Here is a 16,341-nt window from a genome sequence, read left to right as displayed (position 1 = left end):
GACTTTTTTGATAACTATGGATTCACTGTACAGCCGCTGCTCACAATTTGTTTTTCCAGACCGAATAGACCACTTATAATTATGTTTTGTCATATCTTTGCACTATGATACGTATTACAAAAATTTTCACATTCGAGACGGCCCATGTGCTGTACAACTACGATGGGAAATGTAAAAATATGCACGGACACTCCTATAAACTGTTTGTAACGGTGAAAGGAAAAGTGATTAATGATTTGGAGAATTCCAAAAATGGAATGGTAGTGGATTTTGGGGATATTAAAAGTATCGTAAAATCTGAAATCGTGGATCTTTGGGACCATGCAGTTCTTGTGAATGCATTGTCGCCCCATAAAGAACTGGGCGAGGATCTTGAAAATAAAGGACATAAAGTGATCTACTGCAGCTTTCAGCCTACCTGTGAGAACATGCTGTACGCTATTGCTGCAAAAATAAAATCAAAACTTCCGGCTGAGGTTTCTCTGGCCTACCTTAAACTTCACGAAACGGAAAACTCTTATGGAGAATGGTTCGCAGAAGATAATAAGTAACAGTAATTTATCCATAAAAATTCAGACCGGTGTTAAAAACGATCATTAATTTAGAACCTGGAAAAAAAGTATATTTTGCTTCAGATCAACATTTTGGAGCTCCTACACCTAAGGAGAGCAAAGTGCGTGAAGAGAAATTTATACGCTGGATGGACGAGATCAAAGAAGATGCTCAGGTCTTGTTTTTAATGGGTGATCTTTTTGACTTCTGGCATGAATGGAAACATGTGATCCCAAAAGGATATGTACGTGTTCTCGGAAAAATAGCCGAACTGAAAGACAGAGGAATACATATTTATTTCTTTGTGGGAAACCATGACCTGTGGATGAAAGACTATCTGGAAGAAGAGATCGGATGTACTGTTTTTTACCAGAAGCAGTATTTTGAGATGGGCGGAAAGCAGTTTCTGCTGGCTCATGGAGATGGTCTCGGTCCTGGTGATAAAGGCTACAAAAGAATGAAAAAACTGTTTACGAATCCTGTAGCGCAGTGGTTTTTCAAATGGCTGCATCCGGATATTGCCATGAAGGTGGCTTTGTATCTTTCGCAGAAAAACAAAATGATTTCCGGAGAAGAGGATAAGGCGTTTTTAGGAGAAGATAAAGAATTCCTGATCATCTATTCAAAAGAAAAACTGAAGAGCCAGAAGATCGATTACTTTATCTATGGACACCGTCACCTTCCGATGGTGCTGGACCTTGAGCAGAAAGCAAAATACATCAATCTGGGCGACTGGATTTCTTATTTTACGTACGGTGTGTTTGAAAGTGATTTTGAACTGAAAACCTATAAAGACGGCACAAAAAAAAATTACCCCTGAGAGAGGTAATTTTCGAATGAACCGAAGCTCACTCTTGTTTTTAATCCATATTCCGAGTAAGTACTTGCAAGAAGTTTACCAAAGTGTAATGCTTCCATTAAAAAAATATTAAAAAAATAGAGCTCATTATGTAATTCATTCATTATGAATTGATAATGGGTTTAAAAACAGTCTTAGAAAATTGGAAAATATATTCAGCATACAGACAGAGCAGGATTTCCTGAAAGCCTCGTTGGCCGCTTTTCGTTATCAGTACGAAAATGTTGAGATATATAGAAAGTTCGTGGATTATCTGAAAATAAACCCGGACGAAATCAACAGTCTGGAGAAGATTCCTTTTCTGCCGATAGAGATGTTCAAAAACCACCAGATTCTGGACAAGAATAAGTCAACAGACCTGTTTTTTCAGAGTTCAGGAACCACACAGATGAATCTTTCGAAACATTTTATAGCAGCTCCTGATCTTTATGAAGAAAGCATCTATAAAAGTTTTGAACAGTTTATAGGAAAGCCGGAAGATTTTATTTTTCTGGGCCTGCTTCCGAGCTATCTGGAAAAACAGAATTCTTCGCTGATTTATATGGTAGACTATCTGATGAAGAAGTCTGCAAAACCTGAAAACGGCTATTTTTTGTATAATCATTCTGAACTGTTTGAACTTCTAAACCGTTTGAAAGATAAAAAAGTCATTCTTTTCGGGGTGTCTTTTGCTCTTTTAGATTTCCTGGATTCTGTGGAGTCTCTTGGTTTTTCAATTGAAGAATCTAAGAACCTGACTGTTATTGAAACCGGAGGAATGAAAGGCAGAAAAGAAGAAATGACAAAAGATGAGCTTCTGAAAATTCTGCAGAATGGTTTTAAAACAGACAGAATCTACTCAGAATATTCCATGACGGAACTGCTTTCGCAAGCCTATTCATTGGGAAATAACGAATATAAGTGTCCCAATTGGATGAAAATACTGGTTCGTAATGCAGAAGATCCATTCTCTTATGAACAGGAAGGCAGAACGGGGGCGGTCAATATTATAGATCTGGCTAATATCCATTCGTGCTGCTTTATTGCAACGCAGGATCTAGGGAAAACGCTGCCGGGAGATACATTTCAGGTCCTGGGAAGAATAGACCATTCAGATATTCGGGGATGCAGTTTATTGGTTTCTTAATCATCAAATAAAAACTTCTTATCATGAATCTCATAAAAAATGGATGTATATTTTTACTGCTGATCGGATTATCCGGCTTAGTGTCTGCTCAAAAGAAAGCAGAAAAGGATATCTGGTCCGGAACTTATATGGTCAATGAGAAGAATAATGATGGAGGTTTAACAACGACTGATACGCTGGTGATTGCCAGAATTCAGGATGCTGATGTTAAGGAAGTTGCAGATAAAGAAAAATCCGATCTGGTTCGCTGGTCTATGACCTCAAAAAGAGATGGCGGCAAAGACAAAATCACGGTTAAACGGTTTTTATTTGACCTGGCTAATGACGAGGATGCTTATAAAGAGTTTGGCTTGACAGATATGCATAAAGAAGGAAAAATCAATTGTATTGATGGGGGACATTTTTTTATCTGCCAGACACCGCCAGATACCACCGTTGCATTCGGAAAAGAGGAAACTTATTTTACCAAAACAGGTTTTTTTGGAATATGGCTGCATTATGGCGTCGTTGAACTGCAAAAAAAATAATACATCGTGCTGAAAATAGAAGAATTGGTTCATGCCTATATCCATTCCCACTGCGATTTCGAAAAAGAAATTGTACTGACGAATTATTTCCAGGCAGACTGGGAAGCGGATATGCTGTTCATAGATGCGGATGGTTTCAGTCATGAAATAGAGATCAAGCTTTCTAAAAGTGACTTTAAAAACGATTTCAAAAAATCATACCTCAATAAAGAAACAGGAGAGAAGTTTCTGAAACACGATAAGATTTCCTGTGGCGATTATATCTGCAATGCTTTCAGTTTCCTGCTCCCGATGGGCATGATAGAGCATAGTATGATCCCCGAACACTGTGGCATTATCGAATTCTACCATAACGTTGATACCTGGGAAACGGAATTCTACCTGATACGAAGCCCGAAAAGAGTACACGAAGATCCTTACTGGAAACTGAATGATAAAGATCTTTTTATCCGGAAAATGGCCCTGAACTTACTGCAGCGTAAAATGGAGATTAAAGGAAAACAGGAAGAACTTATTTTTAAATATCCTTTTGAGATTAAGAAGGTGAAGTAGATTTCAGACATCAGACTGTTTTTAATAAGTCAATGGTGAATTTTGCTTCGCAAGTGAATAGTGAATTTTAGTTTCGGGTTTCGTGGTTCGAACTAGCAACTGACAACCAGCAACCAACAACGCTCCATTCATACACTCTCAAATCCTCAAACGCTCCAACCCTCAAACTCGTACCCACAAAAAAAATAGGCCGCCAAAAAATTGACAGCCCATGTTTTTTTATAACGATTGGTATTAATTAATCAGCAACCACTTCCGTTGAATCTCTCTGAAGTAAGAACTTGTAGATCAATCCTCCTACAATTCCTCCCGCAATAGGAGCAACCCAGAACAGCCAAAGCTGTGACATCGCAAGCCCACCGGTGAATACCGCCTGTGAAAGCGATCTTGCCGGGTTTACCGAAGTATTGGTAATCGGGATAGAGATAAGGTGAATCAGCGTTAAAGCAAGACCTATAGCGATACCTGCGAACTTTCCGTTAGCCCATTTGTCTGTAGCTCCCATGATTACAATCAGGAAGAAGGCTGTCAGTAAAAATTCTGCAAGGAATGCGGCTCCCATACTGAAAGCTTTTCCGTTGTAGACAGCTTCGCCGTAAAAATTGGTGGCAAAAGCTCCTGGTTTAGAAAAATCTACAGCTCCGGAACCGTTAAGGATAACGTAAAGACAACCTGCAGCTACCAATGCTCCAAGACACTGCGCTACCACATAAGGGATAAGATCTTTGGCAGAAAATCTGCCTCCTGCTAAAAGTCCGAAAGATACTGCCGGATTGAAATGTCCGCCAGAAATATGCCCGACAGCATACGCCATCGTAAGAACGGTAAGACCAAACGCTAAAGCTACGCCCAGCAGGCCAATTCCGATATCGGGAACTCCGGCAGCAAAAACTGCACTTCCGCAGCCACCGAAAACAAGCCAAAATGTGCCGAAAAATTCAGCAAAAAGTTTTTTTATCATGTTGTTTATTATTTAAATGTATCTCAAATGTAAAATTTAAATTTTAAAATAAAAAGTTAAAGTGGAAAAATATTTTAACTTTTTTTAACTGAAAATTCAAGATTTAATAATTTGGTTTAATGTTTGTTGGGAATTTTTTCGGGATGGCATAATGTAGGGGTTGAATGATATGGCATAAATGTTTATCTTTCGTTTAGTAATTTAAAAGCATGGTTAATGAGAAAGTATTTTTGTGTGGCTTTTTTGCCTTTTATGTATAGCTTTTATTATTCGCAGGGAACAAAAAAAGCAGCTCCCTGTTATGATCTTTCAACCGTACTGAAAGTGGAACCAACGGCACTGTACAAGTCGCATCTGGATGCTTCAAAAAGTTTCGGGGTAAAACTGCTGACAGATTCCAAAACGGTACAGAAGTACATTAACAGCGGGAAATTTCATAAAATAAAAAAAAGCGGAAAAGGCTACCGCGTTCAAAAGCTTGATTACAGCCGTGCTTATATGGTTTCCAAAGCCAAAGCCACGCTCGAAAAGATGGCTTCCAGATTCAGCAAAGAAACCAAAGGACATACTTTCACGGTTTCGTCTATTACCAGAACGCTTGAAGACCAGTGCAGACTGAGACGGGTGAATTCCAACGCTTCAATGGGAATCAGCTCCCACAACTACGGAAACTCTTTTGATATTTCTTACATACGGTTCAATGATGTACTGAAATACAATCCGAAAATGGAAGCAGCCCTGGAGAAAGTTTTGAAGTATTATGTAGCGGCCGGTAGAATTTATTACATTAAAGAGAGACAACAGAGCTGTTATCATATTACCGTCAGAAATTATTGATTTTCTTTTATTGGACTCCTGTAGGCTTTATTTTTTTTGTAATATCTGAATATTCAACGAACAGTTTTCATAACGGTGTTGCCGGATCTTTTATAGCTGTATCGGCTTGTGTGTACAGTATCCCGAATCATATATCACAAACTGCATGATGTTGTTTTGTGAATTTTTAGCGCTTAAAATTAAATTTATTTTATGAATAATAAATTTATGATACGATTATTTGTGCAGGAGGTTTAGTTTATATAATTTTATGCGACTAAATAAACCATGAACTTATGAACGAGAACGATTACAAACTGGCGATGGCCGAATGGGACAGGCACCGGTCCGATTATTTTCTGATTACCCAACTGATCCAAACCAATTACGTTTTTGACCTGTCTAAAGAGCAGCTCGATAAAATCAGAGAAAAAAATAAATACGTAGATGCATGCGCACAAGTAGGTGTATTTAATGGCGAAATGGTCCTGATCTTCGTTCCTCTGGATGAAAAAGGATACATCGACAGAAGCGTTGTGGAATACCAGTACACAACTCTTAAACCGCTTAAAGGTGACCTGAGATTGCAGGAAACCAAAGAATTTACAGTGGTGAAAAACGCTATTCTTTCCAGTGACCTTGCCAAAGTAGATGACAATACCAATACATTTTTTCCGGTATCAGACCAGCCAATCCTTGACCAGGATGTAGCCGTGCAGGCCATTGAACGTTGGAGAGATGAAGGTATGGAATGGTTCTTCCGTGAGTGTACGGAATTTGGAGGCCAAAGAATCTTCAAAAGATTTTATATCCCTATGGACGACCTGTTCCACCCGGAGCCGGAAGTGGCGGGTGTTACTTGCTCATTTGGACTTAGACATAATGATATCTACCAGAGAATGCTGGTAACACTGATCTTTATTTCTTTCCACGAGAAAATGCTACAGGGAAGCAGCTCAAAAGTTGTTTCAAATACTTATGATTGGGCGAAACCATGTCCGCCTGTTTGCCGTATTCCTGAACTTGGATCTTAAATACGTAGTATAGATAGGAATGACAGATTTTTTTAAAGCAATTCTATTCCTAAACTATGGTCTGCTTCTGTCCATCATACTTTTGGGAGCAGCAAAATACCGTATACTGAATACTAAAGAGAAGCAATATTTTCACTGTATTGCTTTTCTTTTTTTTATTGAATTGCTGAACCTCGTTTTGCCTTATGTGTTTAATCTTAACGATACCTCGTTTTTGTATCCTCTGTACATAGCCGGAGAGTTTTTCCTGGTGACAGCCTTGTTTATCAGAAAACTGGATCTACCAAAATATTTCCTCGGCATTACAGCACTGCTGGCCACAGGATTTATGGTGTCGAAATATATATTCAATTATCCTTTCAACAGTGATATTGTCAAGGTGATTTCCAATATTATGATCATCTGCCTTTCCGGATTTGCTCTGATCCGTGAGATCAAAGATGCGTCTACACAGAACCGTTTTCTTCTCGTAGATGCGTGTATTTTTTTCTACTATTCCGTTTCGGTCTTTATTTTTATTATTCAGCACCAGCTCGCGAATCTGTCAGAAAATGATTATTATATTATTCTGAGTGTGAATAATATTTTGTCAAGCATTTTATATTGTTCATTTTTATATACCTTCATCAAATTAAAGAAGTAACCTTAAATATTAGCCTGCTGATCCTTATAATTGTTACCATAACAGTTATCGTATCTTTTATTCTCATAGCGTACCGTTCTTTTATCAGCCGGATCATTAAAGAAAAAAATGTTCAGCATGAAGCTGAAGTTCTTCACCAGAAAAAACTTGTTCTGGAAAACATCAAAGCACAGGAAGAAGAGAGAAAAAGAATAGCCGTCATGATTCATGATGATATCGGAAACCGTCTTAATATCCTTTCCCTGTGGATGAATAACCTGGATACCAAAGGCGATGAGGTGATCAAGAAAAATATTTACAACCAGATGTCATCCCTCATTGATGCAGCGCGCAGTATTTCCCATTCATTATATCCTGTCAATCTTGAATCGGTGGGGTTTGTTCTGTATGTGGAAGAACTGATTGCCAATCTTTCGCACAAGATCAATATCTCTATGCAGGTAATGCCCGGATATGAGAAAAAAGATATCTTTGTGGAAGTACAGCTGTACAGGATTATCCAGGAATTTACCACCAATGTAATCAAACATTCCACAGCGACGGATCTCTGGATTTATATCAAAGATTATCCCCAAAACATGGCGGTAATCATTTCAGACAACGGACAGGGATTTGATTATGATCTCGTGAAAAAAGGAATGGGAATCAAAAACATTGAATCCAGGATAAAATCTATGAATGCCGTCCATAAATGGAAAAGTACTTTAAATAAAGGCAGCCGTTTAATCATTATAATTCCAAAAAACAATGAACTCCCAAATCAAAATAGCCTTAATTGATGACGAACAGCTGATCCTGGAAGGGGTGAAAATGCTGCTCTCGAATGAAAAGAATATTTCCGTCTGCCTTACGTCAAACAATGGCCCTGACTTCATTGAGAAACTGGGAAGCCTTTCCGAAGACGATTTTCCGCATATCGCATTGGTAGACGTACAAATGCAGCCTATGAACGGCTTTGAGCTGGTAGAAGTTCTTAAAGAAAAATATCCAGAGCTCAGAATTATTATCCTTTCTTCCCACTACAAAACCTCTATTCTTGGGTATATGGTTAAGTTGGGCGTTTCAGCTTTTCTTCCTAAAAACTCAGACAGAAAAACATTTATCGATGCCATTACGATGGTGTATAAAAACGGGGTTTTCTTTACGGCCGAAGATCATCAGATGCTGTTTACATACATGAACAGCTCTGCCAAGAAGAAATCGCTTTTTGAAATGGAAGACGAATTATCCGAACGGGAAAAAGATGTGGTTAAACTGATTTGTCAGGAATACACCAATAACGAGATCGGGGAGAAACTTTTCATCAGCCCGCGGACCGTGGAAAGTCACCGCCAGCGGATCCTGGAAAAGATTGGAGCCAAGAACACCGTAGGGATTGTCATCTACGCCGTTGTGAACAATATATATTCTCTAGATAAAATGTGATTCCGTAGAAATACGGAATTTTTTATTTGGTATTTTTCACGCTAGTATTGCTTTTCCTTCTTCCGTTAATTTGAAAAATAAGTTTTTACGGAATTCAGAGCAGAATCAGATCATGAAGATGTCCGGGAAAACTTTTAACAAGTAAAGCAAAACACAGCGATGGAAAAAGATACAATATTAGCTGTCGGAATTTTTTTTGACGGAACAGGAAACAACGGAATCAACACGGAAGCCATCATAGTACCTTCAGCCAATAATGAAAGTTATAAAGAGGCACCCACCAATGTTTATAAATTATTCAACTTATTCAACGGAAGCCATAAAATATATGTCGAAGGAATAGGAACAATTACAGGAGGTGAAGACAGTAACTTCGCCATGGCCACATGCGCCAATCCACCGGATGCACAGGGTTATTCTTCCGATGACAAACTGCAGAAAGCAGATGCTTTTGTACAGAATCTGGTGATTGATAAAAATATAGACTACCAGTTTTATGTCTATGGATTCAGCAGAGGAAGCATGCTGGCAAGAGAATTCTGCAACCAGCTTGTCGCGAAATATCCCTCAGTAAATGTCACCATAAAATTTCTGGGCGTTTTTGATACGGTTGAATCAAAACCTTTCAACACCTACGATATGGGCTTGCCACAGGAAGTGGAAAATGCCCTCCATATTTGCGCGATCAATGAATGCAGATTCTTTTTCCCGCTTACCGGATTTTTTGAGAATTCTAAAACTATGCAGGATACCAAAACTGAAACAGCCGGTTCTGTCTGGAAAGAAGTTTTTGTTCCGGGGGCCCATGCTGATGTAGGAGGAGGCTACTTGCCGGCAGCACATTCTGTATATATTTCTACGGATTTCATTAATGTGAATGATCTCAAGGACTATGTTTCAGACGTAAGAAACGCAAAAACCGATGCCGAAGGAAATAAAATCTGGGATGCATTGCTTTCAGGTTTTCAAATTGAGAAAGGAGTGGTCCTTTCGCAGGCTTATATTTCAAGAGAGCTTGTGCTGAACACGCTTCCGTTTGTATATGGACGCATCATGCTGGAGGAAACCAATAGTGCCGTGTCCGGAATATTTAATACGGATCTTAGTCAATCAGGTCTTGAAATAACAGATGATACCTTCCTTTCGGATTTTTATAAAGCCCTTTCAGCCTATGTTGAAAGCTTCACACCGGATCTGAAACCGAAGTATGATTATTCAGTTTTGGCAGCCTATACTCATATTTCAGCGAATTACGGGACGTACAGAGATCCGTCCGACAATAAAACCGTGGAGGAAATTGAAGCAGAGCTCATCAATAACGGTTTGAATGTACCGAGCAGTACATCCGTAGACCGTGGAATCCATACCAGACTTCTTACCGAGCTGCATCTTCCCGAAGACAGTTTTGTAGCAGATTTCCTGTATGGAACCAATGTTCCCAATAATGATATCTGGAGCCGTACGATCGAAATGAGATCCGTAACGGCAGATCAGAATTAGATAAATACGTTAGTACTTTTCAGTTTTAAATTTAGGTTACGAAGGGATGTCTGGCAGGACATCCCTTTTATGGTTCCAAATAACGGCGCTCCGGGGCAGTCTGTTTTTATTTCTGGGCTATTCATTTCTTTTTCCGTACTTTTGCACCCGAAAATTCATTATTCATCACTAATTTTTATTTTACACAATGCTTTCGGTTCAAGGTTTAGGATTACATCATTCAGGAAACTATCTGTTTCAAAATACAAATTTCACCATTAAAAAGGATGATAAAGTAGGTCTCGTAGGAAAAAATGGAGCAGGGAAATCCACTTTGTTGAAAATGCTTTCCGGGGAAATTAATTTCTATGAAGGAAATGTAGTCCGTGAAGGAGGTGCTACCATCGGTTTTCTGAAGCAGGATCTGGATTTCGTGAAAGGAAGAACGGTCTGGGCAGAAACCATGCAGGCTTTTGAGCAGATCAATGCGTGGAAAAACGAACTGGAAGATGTGAATCATCAAATGGCTGTGAGAACAGACTACGAAAGTGATGCCTATACAGATCTGATCAATAAAATGACAGAACTGAACGACCTTTTGATGAACCATGACGCTTACAATCTTGAAGGCGATATGGAGAAAGTATTGTTCGGTTTAGGTTTTAAAGCTGATGATTTCCAAAAAATCACCGATGAATTTTCAGGAGGCTGGAGAATGAGAATTGAACTGGCAAAACTGCTTCTTCAGAAAAATGACATCATGCTTCTCGATGAGCCTACCAACCACCTGGATATGGAATCCATTATCTGGCTGGAAAACTTCCTGAAAGACTATCCCGGTGCCATTGTTCTGGTAAGTCACGACAAGCAGTTTATGACGGCTGTTTGTAACAGGACTTTTGACATTAACAATAAAAAAGTTGACGATTACAAAGCCAACTATTCCAAATATCTCGTCATGCGTGAAGAGCGCCGTGAGAAACTGATCGGTGCGAAAAAGAACCAGGATGCAGAGATCAAGCAGATGGAGGACAACATCAATAAGTTCCGTGCCAGTGCTACCAAAGCATCTTTCGCACAGTCATTGATCAAAAAACTGGACAAAATCGAGCGTATTGAAGTGGATAATGAAGACGTTTCAAAATTCAACATCCGTTTCGTACAGTCTATGGTTCCCGGAAAAGTTATTTTTGAAGCGGAAAATCTAGGAAAAGCCTACGGAAAAAAACAAATCTTCGATAAAGTAGACTTTATTGTTCAGAGAGGAGACAGAATTGCTCTGTTAGGACAGAACGGACAGGGTAAAACCACTTTAGCGAAAATCCTTGCCGGAGATATTAAAGATCATACAGGAACCTGGAATTTAGGGCACAACGTAAACATAGGATACTTCGCCCAAAATCAGGAAGAAGTACTGACACCCAATAAAACCGTTTTAGAAGAAGCTGAAGATGCAGCAACCGAGGAAACAAGACCAAGAGTAAGAGACTTATTAGGATCTTTCCTTTTCCAGGGTGAAGCTGTTTCCAAAAAGACAAAAGTACTTTCCGGAGGAGAAAGAAACCGTCTGGCACTTTGTAAACTGTTGCTTCGTCCATTCAACACACTGATCATGGATGAGCCTACCAATCACCTTGACATTCAGTCTAAGGAAATTATCAAACTGGCTCTACAGAATTTTGAAGGAACATTGATCGTGATTTCTCACGACAGAGAATTCCTGGACGGACTTTGTGATAAAATCTACGAATTCCGTGACGGAAGAATGAAGGAATTCCTTGGAAGCGTTGGAGAATATCTTGAATACAGACAAAAAGAAACCCTGAGAGAAATCTCCGCGGAAAAAGCAAAACTTCACAGCGAAGACAAAATTGAGCCAAAACCGGCTCCAAAAGAAGTGAAAGTTGAAGAAAAATCATCAACTTTCGTAAGCAAGGAGCAGAAAAATATTCAGAATAAATTAAAGAAAGTAGAAGAAAGAATTTCCGAGCTTGAAGTGGAAATTGAAAAATATGAAGCTTCATTCACCAAAGAAAATCCTTCTGAAGAAACTTTGGAAAAATACAATAAAACGAAGGAAGAACTGGAAGTTGCGCTTCAGGAATGGGAGCATTTGGGTTCTCAGTTGAGCTAGGAGTTTTTGGAGTTGGAGGGTTTGAGAGTTGGAGGGTTTTAGGGTCGAGAGTATATGAGTATAGAGATTTTGGTTGCTGGTTGACAGTTGCTGGTTCGAATACGAAACCCATATCCCGAAACTAAAATTCACCATTCACTTGCGAAGCAAATTTGACCATTGACTTATAGAATAGTCTGAAATCTGAAGTCTGAAGTCTGGCATCTTGACTCTTGATTCTCTCCCTGTAACAAACTATCACATTCACCGACATATCGAATAGTTTTTACACAGTGTTTAATAAAACTTAAATTATTTTCATACTTTTGAAGCATGATTTTTAAGGAAAGCAGAAATCTGAAGAATTTTATTTCCAAACTTTTGTTTGGGATCTACTTCATTGCGCTGTTTTCCCAAAGTTTTCACCATCACGATGCTGTCGATTATTTTAAAAGTTTCCACTTTAAAAAGACAGAAAATACAATTGCTAAATCTTCAGCTAAAGAAAAGCCGGGCGACTGTCTGGCGTGTCATTTCTTAGCGACAGGTAATACATTAGTTCCGGACGAGTACAGTTTTACATTCGATCATTTTTCGCATGAAGTAAAACAGGTTATTGCCGTTCAGGAAAAAATATGGTCTCAGACCAAATTTACTTTTCAACTTCGGGGGCCTCCCGCAGTTTCATAAATCATAGATTTTTATGGGCTTTAATTCATTTTAAAGTTCAGTACTTTGGGTTTAAAGCTAATGGCTGATAGATGAGAATTTCGGGATACGGGATTCATGTTTTTCGGGATACGGGTTTTGAGTTCGGTATTTAAGACTGGAGATGGAAGAGGGAAGACAGAAATCTCTGCAGGTCTTAAGTGGGAATATCATTTCTTGTAAACTGATTCAGGATTATCGAGTTAGAGGGTTTAAGAGTATATGAGTGTAGAGTTGAGTTGTTGATTCAAATGTTACCAAAACTTTATTACGGCAAAAGTCTCACGTCTGAAATCTCACGTCTGAAATCTAAAATCTCATCACTTACCATATCAGTCATTCCTACATTTTACATTGTACTTTTTACAATTAAATATAAACCCCTTTAATAAATTTTTTACGAAAAAATGTACCTGAAACGGTACACAATCAATCTATAGACAATGAAATTGATATATAGTCTGATGTTGGTCTTTTGCGGACTGGCATTGATAAGTGCACAAAAAACGTACTCGGTGGAAGGAACCGTTCAGGATTTTCACGATAAAACCATGCTGGAAAATGCGGTGGTGAACATCGGCGGATTCACTGCGAAAACAGACACTAAGGGTAAGTTTACGTTTAACAAAATTCCTGCGGGAAAATATATACTCATTGCCAAACACCCTGATTGTAATGATTATACTGAAAATATAGCAGTTACTCAGGATGTACACTTGGTAATTACCCTGGAGCACCATAGCCAGGATATTGAAACGGTGACCATTCATGGAAGCCATAAATCCAACGGTTCTTTAGTGATTAGAACCCTTGATAAATCTGAAATCGAGAGAAATTCTACAGATAATCTCGGGAATTTGTTATCAAAAATTTCAGGAGTAACCACTTTAAAGACCGGAAATAATATTTCAAAACCGGTTATTCACGGGTTATACGGAAGCAGAATTGCTATTTTCAATAATGGAGTGAAGCTTGCGGAACAGGAATGGGGTGTAGAACACGCTCCCAATGTTGATATTAACAACTTTCAACATATCGACGTGATAAAAGGAGCTTCCGCATTGAAATACGGAAGTGATGCCATAGGCGGAGTCGTGGTGTTGGAACCTGAAGTTTTTCCTAAAAAAGATACGATAAAAGGTTCGGTGGGACTTACCGGAATTTCCAATGGGAGAGGACTTGGATTGGATGTCGATGTAGCGAAGGTTTGGAAAAACGGATGGGCTGTAAAAACCCGAGGAAGCATCAAGAAATTAGGAGATCAGAGCGCTCCGGATTATAACCTGAAGAATACGGGAATGGATTTCTCTTCTTTTAATTTTACGGTTCAGAATAATACCTACGAAAGAGGAATTTCATTTGATTATTATCTGACGAATCAGAATATTGGAATTTTGAGGGATTCACACGTTTCCAGTTCAGGAGACTATGACAGAGCGATGACGGCAAACCCTCCGGTTTATTCAGGAAAATTCAGCTATGATATTGATAATCCGAGACAGGTAATTGAGCATCATATCGCTAAGGTTTCAGCGTTTAAAAGATTCGCCAATATCGGTAAACTTTCCGCGACGTACAGTTATCAGTACAACCACAGACAGGAATATGACATCAGAAGAGGGGATTTGAAAGATACGCCTTCTTTAGATCTGGAACTGATGACGCATCAGTTTAACCTTAATGATTTACTGGAGAGGGAAAAATGGTCACTGGAAACAGGAATTGACGGAAGCTTTCAAAATAATTATTCAGATCCTGCGACAAAAGCAAGACGTTTGATCCCTAATTATGATAAATATGCTGCAGGGGTTTATTCTGTTTTTAAATACAAAATCTCTCATGAATTTAATTTTGAAGCAGGAGCAAGATATGATTTCACCCGTTATGATGTGACGAAATGGTATGATCAGGCGGACTGGGATAAATTATACGCGAACACTTTTCCACAATTCTATGTGAAGAAAGACAAGAACAGGATTTTGACTCGTCCTCAGCTTAATTATAATAATGTTTCTTTCAATGCAGGTTTAGAGTATCGTCCGAATTCCAACTTTGATTTGAAATTTAATTATGCAAAAGTGGGCAGATCTCCGAACGTGGCAGAATTGTTTTCAGACGGACTACACCATTCAGCAGGGGTGATTGAGACCGGAAATATGGGATTGAAAAATGAAGAGGGCCATCAGTTTAATTTAACGGTGGATTCAAAATTCAATGTTTTAAAAGGACTGAATGTTTCCGTAAACCCATACTTTTTCATGACTAAAAACTTTATCAACCAGGTTCCTGTTGGAATTAAAGGGACTATCAGAGGAGTTTTTCCTGAATGGGAATACCAGCAGATTGATGCCAAAATGTATGGAGTAGATCTGGATATCAGCTGGAAACTTACAGATGACCTTACCTATGTAGGAAAAGGAAGTTATGTACACGGGCAGAATGATACCGATAATGAACCTTTAATCCTGATGATGCCACCGAATTTTTCCAATGCATTACAGTTTAAAAAAGAAAAATGGAACAACTTCTATTTTACGGTAGAAAACCAAACGTTTTTAAAACAAACCAGATTCCCGATCCGAAATGTTGACCTTGAAGTGTATGTGGATGGAGAATTGGTGGATAAAACCATCGATTTGAGTACGCCTCCAAACAGCTATTCACTCTGGAATATCCAGACGGGAATCAATATCAGCAAAAACCTTTCTGCTGGGCTTATCGTGAATAATCTTTTCAACACTTCGTACAGAGATTATCTGAACCGCTTGAGGTTCTTCGCGGATGAGGCAGGAAGAAACTTTATTTTAAACTTTAGATACAAATTCTAAGGATTCAGAAAAAATATTACATTAAAATTTTACAAACTTAAAATTCTAACAATGAACACACTATTCAATACTAAAAATATCATCAGATTATTAGCCGTTTTATTAATTACATTTACTGTTATTTCTTGCCAGAGAGACGGTTCTGTAGCAGAGGATGACCTTCCTCAGGAAGAACTTACCAATATCATTTTATTGGTGAAAGAAGATAGTCCGGGATCTACGGCTATCGAATATAATTACAGCATCGGAGCCGGAGGAATTCCTACGATTCCATTGAAAGACGGAAAGTCTTATACAGTGGAAGCAAAATTCAGAAACGGGAACGAGGATGCTACACAGGAAATTATTGATGCTAAAGATGAGCACTTCCTTATTTTCGATTTTCCAAAATCAAATATCACAGTGAGCAGATTGGATGGAGGTGATCTGAGAAAAGATGGAAAAAGAGTCGGATTAAAAACAAAATGGGATGTAACCCAGGCTGTTGGAGGAACTGCTCCATTCCTGAAACTTACTCTGATTCATGAACCACAAAGTGTAAATGATGCCAAAGCCGGAACTGCCTGGGGAAGCGTAGTGGGAGGAGAAACAGATGCGGAAGCTACTTATAACCTAAGTAATTAGAATACTTCACATAAACAAAAAACCACTGATATGTTCAGTGGTTTTTTATTTATAGACATTTGACGACTAAGAATTGATTAGAAGTAGGTTATTC

The 16,341-nt window shown here is 38.7% G+C and carries 16 protein-coding genes; 15 read left to right on the top strand and 1 reads right to left on the bottom strand.

Annotation, left to right across the window (positions count from 1 at the left end; translation table 11 throughout):
• The first annotated feature begins 104 nt into the window (after window positions 1–104).
• From queD to BM143_RS06390, 5 genes are all read left to right on the top strand, one after another.
• Window positions 105–551, top strand: a complete 447-nt coding sequence (gene queD, locus BM143_RS06410) for a 6-carboxytetrahydropterin synthase QueD (protein WP_034731429.1) — start codon at window positions 105–107, stop codon at window positions 549–551.
• Between the two features lie 29 nt (window positions 552–580).
• Window positions 581–1,372, top strand: coding sequence for a UDP-2,3-diacylglucosamine diphosphatase (locus BM143_RS06405; protein WP_081874011.1), 792 nt, complete (start codon window positions 581–583; stop codon window positions 1,370–1,372).
• Between the two features lie 181 nt (window positions 1,373–1,553).
• The gene (locus BM143_RS06400) at window positions 1,554–2,537 is read left to right on the top strand and encodes a LuxE/PaaK family acyltransferase (RefSeq protein ID WP_090023724.1); all 984 of its coding nucleotides are present in this window, start codon (window positions 1,554–1,556) and stop codon (window positions 2,535–2,537) included.
• 23 nt (window positions 2,538–2,560) lie between these two features.
• Window positions 2,561–3,064 carry a phosphate ABC transporter permease gene (locus tag BM143_RS06395; protein ID WP_228430700.1) on the top strand — a complete coding sequence of 168 codons (504 nt, stop codon included), beginning with the start codon at window positions 2,561–2,563 and terminating at the stop codon, window positions 3,062–3,064.
• A 6-nt stretch (window positions 3,065–3,070) separates the two neighbouring features.
• Window positions 3,071–3,616, top strand: coding sequence for a hypothetical protein (locus BM143_RS06390; protein ID WP_090023723.1), 546 nt, complete (start codon window positions 3,071–3,073; stop codon window positions 3,614–3,616).
• Window positions 3,617–3,854: 238 nt separating this feature from the next.
• On the opposite strand, the gene aqpZ is transcribed toward BM143_RS06390, so the two are convergent.
• Window positions 3,855–4,574 carry an aquaporin Z gene (aqpZ, locus tag BM143_RS06385; protein ID WP_034731472.1) on the bottom strand — a complete coding sequence of 240 codons (720 nt, stop codon included), beginning with the start codon at window positions 4,572–4,574 and terminating at the stop codon, window positions 3,855–3,857.
• 219 nt (window positions 4,575–4,793) lie between these two features.
• Here aqpZ and BM143_RS06380 point away from each other — a divergent pair, with 219 nt between their 5' ends.
• The 10 genes from BM143_RS06380 to BM143_RS06335 all read left to right on the top strand — a co-directional run bounded on the left by BM143_RS06380 (window position 4,794) and on the right by BM143_RS06335 (window position 16,247).
• A complete protein-coding gene (locus tag BM143_RS06380) occupies window positions 4,794–5,414 on the top strand; it encodes a DUF5715 family protein (RefSeq protein ID WP_090023722.1) in 621 nt (206 codons plus the stop codon).
• Window positions 5,415–5,689: 275 nt separating this feature from the next.
• Window positions 5,690–6,427, top strand: a complete 738-nt coding sequence (locus BM143_RS06375; protein ID WP_090023721.1) for a hypothetical protein — start codon at window positions 5,690–5,692, stop codon at window positions 6,425–6,427.
• Between the two features lie 19 nt (window positions 6,428–6,446).
• Window positions 6,447–7,070, top strand: a complete 624-nt coding sequence (locus tag BM143_RS06370) for a hypothetical protein (protein WP_090023720.1) — start codon at window positions 6,447–6,449, stop codon at window positions 7,068–7,070.
• Window positions 7,031–7,849, top strand: a complete 819-nt coding sequence (locus BM143_RS06365; protein WP_228430699.1) for a sensor histidine kinase — start codon at window positions 7,031–7,033, stop codon at window positions 7,847–7,849. The genes BM143_RS06370 and BM143_RS06365 overlap by 40 nt, the downstream gene beginning before the upstream one ends.
• Window positions 7,818–8,495, top strand: coding sequence for a response regulator transcription factor (locus BM143_RS06360; protein WP_034731455.1), 678 nt, complete (start codon window positions 7,818–7,820; stop codon window positions 8,493–8,495). Before BM143_RS06365 ends, BM143_RS06360 begins: the two co-directional genes overlap by 32 nt.
• A 159-nt stretch (window positions 8,496–8,654) precedes the next feature.
• Window positions 8,655–9,995 carry a T6SS phospholipase effector Tle1-like catalytic domain-containing protein gene (locus BM143_RS06355; RefSeq protein ID WP_090023719.1) on the top strand — a complete coding sequence of 447 codons (1,341 nt, stop codon included), beginning with the start codon at window positions 8,655–8,657 and terminating at the stop codon, window positions 9,993–9,995.
• A 187-nt stretch (window positions 9,996–10,182) separates the two neighbouring features.
• Window positions 10,183–12,108 carry an ABC-F family ATP-binding cassette domain-containing protein gene (locus BM143_RS06350; RefSeq protein ID WP_090023718.1) on the top strand — a complete coding sequence of 642 codons (1,926 nt, stop codon included), beginning with the start codon at window positions 10,183–10,185 and terminating at the stop codon, window positions 12,106–12,108.
• A gap of 312 nt (window positions 12,109–12,420) precedes the next feature.
• Window positions 12,421–12,777, top strand: a complete 357-nt coding sequence (locus BM143_RS06345; RefSeq protein WP_034731487.1) for a hypothetical protein — start codon at window positions 12,421–12,423, stop codon at window positions 12,775–12,777.
• Window positions 12,778–13,238: 461 nt separating this feature from the next.
• A complete protein-coding gene (locus tag BM143_RS06340) occupies window positions 13,239–15,623 on the top strand; it encodes a TonB-dependent receptor (protein ID WP_090023717.1) in 2,385 nt (794 codons plus the stop codon).
• Window positions 15,624–15,674: 51 nt separating this feature from the next.
• Entirely contained in the window at window positions 15,675–16,247 is a 573-nt protein-coding gene (locus BM143_RS06335) for a hypothetical protein (RefSeq protein WP_090023716.1), read from the top strand.
• The last annotated feature ends 94 nt before the right edge of the window (window positions 16,248–16,341 follow it).

The sequence above is a fragment of the Chryseobacterium oleae genome (assembly GCF_900115055.1).
GTDB lineage: Bacteria > Bacteroidota > Bacteroidia > Flavobacteriales > Weeksellaceae > Chryseobacterium > Chryseobacterium oleae.
This window is presented reverse-complemented; position numbering and strand designations above follow the sequence as displayed.